The 7,965-nt window shown below is 68.3% G+C and carries 7 protein-coding genes; 5 read left to right on the top strand and 2 right to left on the bottom strand.

The annotated features are described in order from the left end of the window. Positions 1-988 (bottom strand): NAD(P)/FAD-dependent oxidoreductase (locus P409_RS19975; RefSeq protein WP_034842321.1); only part of this gene is annotated, 988 nt, incomplete at its 3' end. Positions 989-1,209: 221 nt separating this feature from the next. After that, positions 1,210-2,553, bottom strand: a complete 1,344-nt coding sequence (gene argG / locus P409_RS19970) for an argininosuccinate synthase (RefSeq protein WP_034842297.1) — start codon at positions 2,551-2,553, stop codon at positions 1,210-1,212. A 208-nt stretch (positions 2,554-2,761) separates the two neighbouring features. On the opposite strand from argG, the gene P409_RS19965 reads away from it, so the two are divergent. From P409_RS19965 to P409_RS19945, 5 genes are all read left to right on the top strand, one after another. Beyond that, complete coding sequence (locus P409_RS19965) at positions 2,762-3,739, top strand: sugar-binding transcriptional regulator (RefSeq protein ID WP_052120995.1); 978 nt, start codon at positions 2,762-2,764, stop codon at positions 3,737-3,739. Positions 3,740-3,766: 27 nt separating this feature from the next. Further along, entirely contained in the window at positions 3,767-5,203 is a 1,437-nt protein-coding gene (locus P409_RS19960; RefSeq protein ID WP_034842294.1) for an extracellular solute-binding protein, read from the top strand. 117 nt (positions 5,204-5,320) lie between these two features. After that, the gene (locus P409_RS19955; RefSeq protein ID WP_034842289.1) at positions 5,321-6,244 is read left to right on the top strand and encodes a carbohydrate ABC transporter permease; all 924 of its coding nucleotides are present in this window, start codon (positions 5,321-5,323) and stop codon (positions 6,242-6,244) included. 13 nt (positions 6,245-6,257) lie between these two features. Beyond that, positions 6,258-7,103 carry a carbohydrate ABC transporter permease gene (locus P409_RS19950; RefSeq protein ID WP_034842284.1) on the top strand — a complete coding sequence of 282 codons (846 nt, stop codon included), beginning with the start codon at positions 6,258-6,260 and terminating at the stop codon, positions 7,101-7,103. A 5-nt stretch (positions 7,104-7,108) separates the two neighbouring features. Then, positions 7,109-7,965: ABC transporter ATP-binding protein (locus tag P409_RS19945; protein WP_034842325.1), on the top strand; the 857-nt coding region annotated here is incomplete at its 3' end.

The following is a 7,965-nucleotide window of genomic DNA, read 5'->3' as shown; positions in this document are numbered from 1 at the left end:
GCCGCGCCGGGTCATGATGGATCCGGTACTCCTTCTTCTCCGTGGCCGGCCGCAGCCCGGCATAGGCGGCGGTGACCGGCATGCCGCGCAGCGCCGGCAGGATCTCCCCGGCCCGGGCCAGCAGCGCCCGCAGCTCCGGCTCTGTCACCGTGGCGCGCAGGCGGTCCGACTGTTCCTCGGCCGTCGGCCCGACCAGGACATTGCCGAAGATCGTCCGGCACAGCACCACGCCCTTGGTCCGCTCGGACGGCACCGGCAGGATGATCGAGGTCAGCAGCCGCGCGGCCGCTTTGTCGAACACCGCGAACTGCCCCTTGCGCGGCCGGATCTCGAAGCTGCTGGCGCCCAGCAGCCTCTGGTCGACAAGGTCGCCGAACAGCCCGGCGCAGTTGGCCACGGACCGGGCCCGGAACCGGTGCGGCGGCGCCTCCAGCGTCCAGGCCTCGCCATCGAAGCCGCCGCCCGTGACCTCGGCATCGAAGACGATCTCGCCGCCCCGGGCGCGGACCTGGGTCACGTAGCCGAGAAAGGGCGACCAGGGGTCGATGACGTGCTCCCGCGGCACATGCAGCCCGGCCCGCGCCCGATCCGACAGATGCGGCTCGATCCGGCGGATCTCGGCGACGGACAGGATGCGCGCATCAGCCACGCCGTTGAGATGCGCCTGGCGCTCCAGCTCGCCCAGCCGTGCCTCCTCCTCCTCGGTCCAGGCCACCACGATGGCGCCGGTCTCGAGCAGCGGCAGGTTCATTTCTTCGCGCAGCGCCAGGTATTCGGCATGGCCGCGCCGGACGCAGTCCAGCTCCAGGCTGCCGGGCGGCGCGTCGAAGCCGGTGTGCAGGATCGCGCTGTTGGCCTTGCTGGCGCCAGACAGGATATCCGCGCCCTTCTCGAGCACCAGGACGCGGGCGCCGTTCAGGGCGAACCGCTGCGCCACCGCGCACCCCACGGCCCCTGCCCCGATGACGGCGAGGTCGAAGATCTCCATCCCGGCGACCTCGAAAGACAGTCTCGTTGCCCTCAGGCTGACTCGGAATGACTGATCAGTCAAATCGAAAGACCGAACAGGCAAGAACGATCGACATTCGGTCACCGGAGAAATGCCGATGGGGCAGCCCGGAATGCAAGAGCCCCGCCTTGGTAAGGCGGGGCTCTGCGTCCGATCACATCGTCTGAAGGCCTCCGTCGTCCGGCGGACGCCCTCGTCGGTTACGGCTTCTTCGCCGCGCCCGGCTGCGGCAGGGACAGGCTGTCGTCCGACCCGCCGAGCAGCCCGGTTCGGAAGTACACCGACAGCTTCTCGCGCGTGTCGGCGATGTCCATGTTGCGCATGGTCAGCTGCCCGATCCGGTCGGCCGGGGTGAAGGCGCCGGCGCCGCTCTCCATCGTCAGCCGCTCCGGATCGTAGGTCAGGTTCGGGCTGGTGGTGTCGAGCAGCGAGTAGTCGTTGCCGCGGCGCAGCTCGATCGTCACCTCGCCGGTCACCGCGCGGGCGATCCAGCGATGGGCGGATTCCCGCAGCATCAGGGCCTGCGGGTCGAACCAGCGGCCCTGGTACAACAGCCGGCCCAGGCGGCGGCCGTTGCTGCGGTACTGCTCGATCGTGTCCTCGTTGTGGATGCCGGTGACCAGCCGTTCATAGGCGATGTGCAGCAGCGCCATGCCCGGCGCCTCGTAGATGCCGCGGCTCTTCGCCTCGATGATCCGGTTCTCGATCTGGTCGCACATGCCGAGGCCGTGGCGCCCGCCGATCGTATTGGCTTCGGTGAACAGCGCCAGCGTGTCGTCGAAGCCCTGTCCGTTCAAGGCGACCGGCCGGCCCTCCTCGAACCGCACCGACACCGTCTCGGCCTTAACCGCCACGTCGTCGCGCCAGAACGCCACGCCCATGATCGGCTTGACGATGTTGATGCCGGTGTTCAGGAACTCCAAATCCTTCGCCTCATGCGTGGCGCCCAGGATGTTGCTGTCGGTCGAATAGGCCTTCTCGACGGAGGCTTTGTACTCGAAGCCTGCCGCGGCCATGTACTCGCTCATCTCCTTGCGGCCGCCGAGCTCGTCGATGAAGCGCTGGTCGAGCCAGGGCTTGTAGACCTGCAGGTTCGGGTTCACCAGCAGGCCGTAGCGGTAGAACCGCTCGATGTCGTTGCCCTTGTAGGTGCTGCCGTCGCCCCAGATGTCGACGCCGTCCTCGCGCATCGCCTCGACCAGCAGGGTGCCGGTCACCGCACGCCCCAGCGGGGTGGTGTTGAAATAGGTCGCGCCGGCCGTGCTGATATGGAAGGCGCCGCACTGGATGGCGGCGATGCCTTCGGCCACCAGCTGAGCCCGGCAGTCGATCAGCCGCGCCGTCTCGGCGCCATAAGCCAGGGCCTTGCGCGGGATGTCGTCGTAATTGGTCTCGTCCGGCTGGCCGAGATTGGCGGTGTAGGCGCAGGGAAGCGCGCCCTTGGAGCGCATCCAGTGCACGGCGGCGCTGGTGTCCAGACCGCCCGAGAACGCAATGCCGACGCGCTTGCCGACGGGAAGATCATGGAGAATGTTCGCAACCACCGCTCGCTCCGGAATTCTGTCTGCGCCGCCCGAGGCCCCTGCCCGGCCGCCGGCAAGCTAGCCCGGTTGCCGGCGAATGTTAAGCGCCGCCTCAATCCCGCCTCCCGCCCCTCCGAGGGTTGACGGCAGCCTCGATCCGCGCCACGATGAAATTCTGTTCAGTCGGTGTAAAAAATTACACTCCAGTCAACGGAGCCGGATCGACGGGATGGATGAGCAGGTCAGCCTGGCCACGCGCGCCGCGTGGCTGTCCTATGTGCGCCGCCTGACCCAGGGCGAGATCGCCGACCGCCTGGGCGTGTCGCGGGTCAAGGCGCACCGGCTGATCTCGCTGGCCGAGGAGCTGGGCCTGGTCAGCGTCCACATCGCCGGCCGCCCGGCCGAATGCCTGAAGCTGGAGGACGGGCTGATCGACCGGTACGGCCTCGGCTTCTGCCGCGTCGTCCCGGCGATCGACGACGAAGACCAGCCCTTCGAGGCGCTCGGGGCCGAGGGCGCCGCTTACCTCTCCCGCTACCTCGAGACCACCGGCGACAAGGTGATAGGCGTCAGCCATGGCCGCACCCTGGCCGCGCTGGTCAACCGGCTGCCGCGGGTCGCCGCGCCCGAGGCCAAGTTCGTGTCGCTGCTGGGCAGCCTGACCCGCAAATCCTCCGCCAACCCGTTCGACGTGGTGCAGCGCCTGGCCGACAAGACCGGCGGCGAGGGCTATTTCATGCCGGTGCCGATGGCCGCCGACAGCCTGGGCGACAAGGCGGTGATGCTGTCGCAGAAAAGCGTCCAGGCGGTGCTGGCCCTGGCCCACCGGGCGACGCTGTGCCTGGTCGGCATCGGCGAGCTGGGGCCGCAGGCGCATATGCTGCAGACCGGCGTGCTGACCCGCGAGGAATATGACGACCTGCGGGCCAAGGGCGCGGTCGGCGACCTGGTCGGCCAGTTCCTCGACGCCGAGGGCCGCCGCGTCGCCTCCGAGGTCAACGACCGGGCGCTGAGCGTCGGGCTGGCCGACCTGAGGGGCCGCCGTGTCGTCGCCATCGCCGGTGGCGCGATCAAGGCCGACGCGATCACCGCGGCGCTGATGAGCGGCATGGTGACCGACCTGATCATCGACGAATCCGCGGCCGTGGCCATGGCCGCGCGCCGGGGTGCCCGGCCGCCGCCGCGGCGGCAGCGCGAGACCAGCTGACAACGACAAACTCTGGGAGGACCACCGATGAAGCGCACCACCGATCTGTTCGACCGCCATCTCGCCGGCGGGCTGTCGCGGCGGGAGCTGATGACCGGCGCCGCCAAGCTGGGCCTCGGCGGCGCCGCGGCCGGCTTCCTGCTGAACCAGGCGGGCACCCGGGCCCTGGCCGCCACCGGCCCGGACTTCAAGAAGTTCTCCGGCAAGAAGATCAGCCTGCTCTTGAACAAGCATCCCTACACGGATGCGATGATCGCCAACCTCGACAACTTCAAGGCGCTGACCGGCCTGGACGTCAGCTACGACGTGTTCCCGGAGGACGTCTATTTCGACAAGGTCACCGCCACCCTGTCGAGCAAGTCGCCGCAATACGACGTGTTCATGACCGGCGCCTACCAGACCTGGCAGTACGGCCCGGCCGGCTGGCTGGCCGACATCAACGAGTACATCAAGAATCCGGAGCTGACGGCTGCCGCCTATAACTGGGACGACGTGCTGCCGGGCCTGCGCTCCTCCACCGCCTGGTCGGGCGTGCCGGGCGAGCCGCTGGGCGGCGACGGCGCCAAGCAGTGGGCCGTGCCCTGGGGTTTCGAGCTGAACAGCGTCGCCTACAACAAGCGGATCTTCGACGCCGCCGGCATGAAGCCGCCGAAGGACCTGCCGGAGATGGTCGACCAGGCCGGCAAGCTGAGCGCGCTGAACCAGGGCTTCTACGGCGTCGGCGTGCGCGGCAGCCGCAGCTGGGCGACGATCCACCCCGGCTACCTGTCGGGCCTGACCAACTATGGCGGCAATGATTTCGCCGTCACCGACGGCAAGCTGAAGGCGGCGATGAACAGCGCCGAGGCCAAGGAGTTCACCAAGCTGTGGATCGAGATGATCCAGAAGGGCGGCCCGAAGAACTGGACCACCTACACCTGGTACGAGGTCGGCAACGACCTGGGCGCCGGCGCCTCGGCCATGATCTTCGACGCTGACATCCTGGGCTATTTCCAGAACAAGGGCACCAAGGAGGCCGGCAACCTGGCCTACCACCCGTTCAGCGCCAAGCCCGGCGCCACGGCGCCGACGCCCAATGTCTGGATCTGGTCGCTGGCGATGAGCGCCTTCTCGCAGCAGCCCGAGGCCGGCTGGTACTTCGTGCAATGGGCCAGCGGCACCGAGCACACCACCTTCGGCGCCACCAAGGCCGACCTGGTCAACCCGGTGCGCCAGTCGGTCTGGGACAATGCCGACTTCCACAAGCGGCTGGAGAGCTATCCGGGATATCTCGACCAGTACAAGGCCTCGGCCGCCGGGTCGAAGATCTACTTCACGCCGCAGCCGCTGTTCTTCAACCTGACCACCGAATGGGCGGCCAGCCTGCAGAAGATGTACGCCAAGGAGATCCCGGTCGACGAGGGGCTGGACCAGCTGGCCGAGTTCATCGACGGGCAGCTGAAGGACGCCGGCCTGGCCGACTGACGCCGTCCCGCGCGGACCGGCCTTCGCCCCGCCGGTCCGCGCGGCAGCCCCGCCCCCGCTCTCTTCTCCCCCGGCGGGGGCGGGGCCCAGCGACCGCCGCCCGAGAGGACCTGACCCGTGGCCACCATCGCCGCCGACACGACACTCCGAACGCGCCGCGGCACCGGCCCCGGCCTGCTGCCCTATCTGCTGAGCCTGCCGGCGCTGCTGGTCACGATCGGGATCCTGATCCCCTTCGCCACCGCGGTGTACTACTCGCTGCAGCGCTACAACCTGGCCTTCCCGGCCGGGCGCAAGATCATCTGGCTCGACAACTTCGTGGCCCTGTTCGGCGATGGGCGGTTCTGGGGCACGATCCAGGCGTCGCTGACCTACACCGTTCTGACCGTCGGGCTGCAGCTGCTGCTGGGGCTGGGCATCGCCCTGCTGCTGGTGCGCCGCACCCTGGTCAACGACCTGATGAGCGTGCTGCTGATCCTGCCGCTGATGGTGGCGCCGGCGATCGCAAGCCTGATGTGGAAGCTGATGACCAACCCGAATTTCGGGATCCTCAGCTATTTCGTCACCAGCCTCGGCTTCACCGATTTCCGCTGGGCGTCGGACCCGGCCAGCGCGATGTTCACCGTGGTGCTGGTCGACACCTGGGTCTACACGCCCTTCATCGCCATCCTGCTGCTGGCCGGGCTGCGCGCCCTGCCCCGCCAGCCCTTCGAGGCGGCGGAGCTGGACGGCGTGCCGCGCAGCTTCGTGTTCTTCCGCATCACCCTGCCGATGCTGCTGCCCTACATCCTGACGGCGAGCCTGTTCCGGATGCTGGACAGCATCCAGCAATTCGACATCGTCTACGCCATGACCCAGGGCGGCCCGGGCGACCGGCTGATGCTGTTCCAGGTGCGGGCCTATCTCGAGGCCTTCACCTTCACCAATATCGGCCGGTCGGCCGCGATCCTGATGGTGCTGTGGGCGATCACCTTCGCGCTCAGCAATGTCTTCATCAAGCAATGGCTCCGCCTGCGCGCCCGCGCGCATGGCCGGGCCTGACGGGAGGGAAGCCATGAGCTTCGGCCGGATCCTCCGCGGCGTGCTGCTGGCCCTGGTGGCGCTGTTCTTCCTCTTTCCGCTGGTCTGGGTGGCGCTGATGTCGTTCATGACCAATGCCGACATCCTGCGCAGCCCGCCCAGCATCATCTTCACCCCGACGCTGGAGAACTACGCCGCCCTGATCGCCGGCGAGCTCTCCACCAATGTCGGCGCGCTGAAGATCGACTACATGCAGAACCTGCTGAACAGCCTGATCCTCAGCGCCTGCTCGGTGCTGCTGTCGCTGCTGCTCGGCGTGCCGGCGGCCTATGCCTTCGCCCGCTTCAAGTTCCGGCTGGGCGAGAACATGGCCTTCACCATGCTGTCCTTCCGCTTCGCCCCGCCGCTTCTGGTGCTGCTGCCGCTGCAGTTGTACTTCCAGGACCTCGGCCTCAGCGACACCTATATCGGGCTGATCTGGGTGTACCAGCTGATCACCCTGCCGCTGATCCTGTGGATCGTGCGCGGCTATTTCGAGGATATCAGCGAGGATATCGAGAACGCCTACCGCCTCGACGGCCATTCCTGGCTGCGCACATTCCTGAAGATCGCTGTGCCGCTGGCCCGACCCGGCATCGCCGCCGCCGCCCTGCTGGCCTTCATCTTCGCCTGGAACAACTTCATCTTCGCGCTGATCCTGGGCTCCAGCTCGATCCAGCCGGTGACGGTCGGGGCGCTGGCCTTCATCACCGCGTCGGGCATCAATTACGGCCAGATCGCAGCGGCCTTGGTGCTGTCGATCCTGCCGACCCTGGCCCTCGCCCTCTATGCCCAGCGCTATCTGGTCGAGGGGCTCAGCCTCGGCGCCGTGAAGGGGTGACGATCATGGCCTTCCTCGACATCGCCGGCCTCGGCAAGAGCTTCGGCAAGGCGCGCATCCTCGACGGCCTCGACCTGCAGGTCGAGAAGGGCGAGTTCGTGGTCGTGTTCGGCCCATCCGGCGCCGGCAAGACAGTGCTGCTGCGCCTGATCGCCGGCATCCTGCAGCCGGAGGCGGGCGACATCCGCATCGGCGGCGCCTCGATCCTCGGCCAGGGGCCGGAGGCGCGGGACGTCGGCATGGCGTTTCAGAACTTCGCCCTCTACCCCCACCTGCCCGCCTTCGAAAACATCGCCAGCCCGCTGCGGGCCCGGCGGATCGCGGAGGCCGAAATCCGGAAGCGGGTGCAGGAGGCGGCAGAGCTGCTGCGCATCGGCCATGTGCTGGACCATTTGCCGAAGCAGCTGTCGAACGGGCAGAAGCAGCGCACCGCCCTGGCCCGCAGCCTGGTCTCCTCACCCTCGGTCCTGCTGCTCGACGACCCGCTGCGCAACGTCGACGCCAAGATCCGCTACGAGATGCGGCAGGAGCTGCCGCGCCTGCTGCGCGCGGTCGGCGCCACCGTCCTCTACGTGACCCAGGACTACAAGGAGGCGATGGCGCTAGGCGACCGCGTCGGCGTGCTGCTGGACGGCCGCTTCCGCCAGGTCGATACCCCGGCCGGCATCTACGGCAAGCCGCAGGACACGCGCATCGCCCGGCTGTTCGGCGATCCGCCGATCAACTTGATCGAGACGGCGGCGCAGGACGGTCGCATCCGCATCGCGGGCACCGAATTCCCGGCGCCGGAAGCGGTGCCGGCCGGCAAGCCGTGCCTGGTCGGGCTGCGGCCGGAGGATGTCGAGGTGCGGTTCGAGCCGGC

This window comes from Inquilinus limosus MP06 (assembly GCF_000767795.1).
GTDB lineage: Bacteria > Pseudomonadota > Alphaproteobacteria > DSM-16000 > Inquilinaceae > Inquilinus > Inquilinus limosus_E.
Note: the sequence above shows the minus strand (reverse complement) of the source record. Positions and strands in the feature narration are given on the sequence as shown.

Excerpts from the sequence above, each read along its gene's own strand:
- P409_RS19965 (WP_052120995.1), top strand. The coding sequence starts at position 2,762 with ATGGATGAGCAGGTCAGCCTGGCCACGCGCGCCGCGTGGCTGTCCTAT.
- P409_RS19960 (WP_034842294.1), top strand. The coding sequence starts at position 3,767 with ATGAAGCGCACCACCGATCTGTTCGACCGCCATCTCGCCGGCGGGCTG.
- P409_RS19950 (WP_034842284.1), top strand. The coding sequence starts at position 6,258 with ATGAGCTTCGGCCGGATCCTCCGCGGCGTGCTGCTGGCCCTGGTGGCG.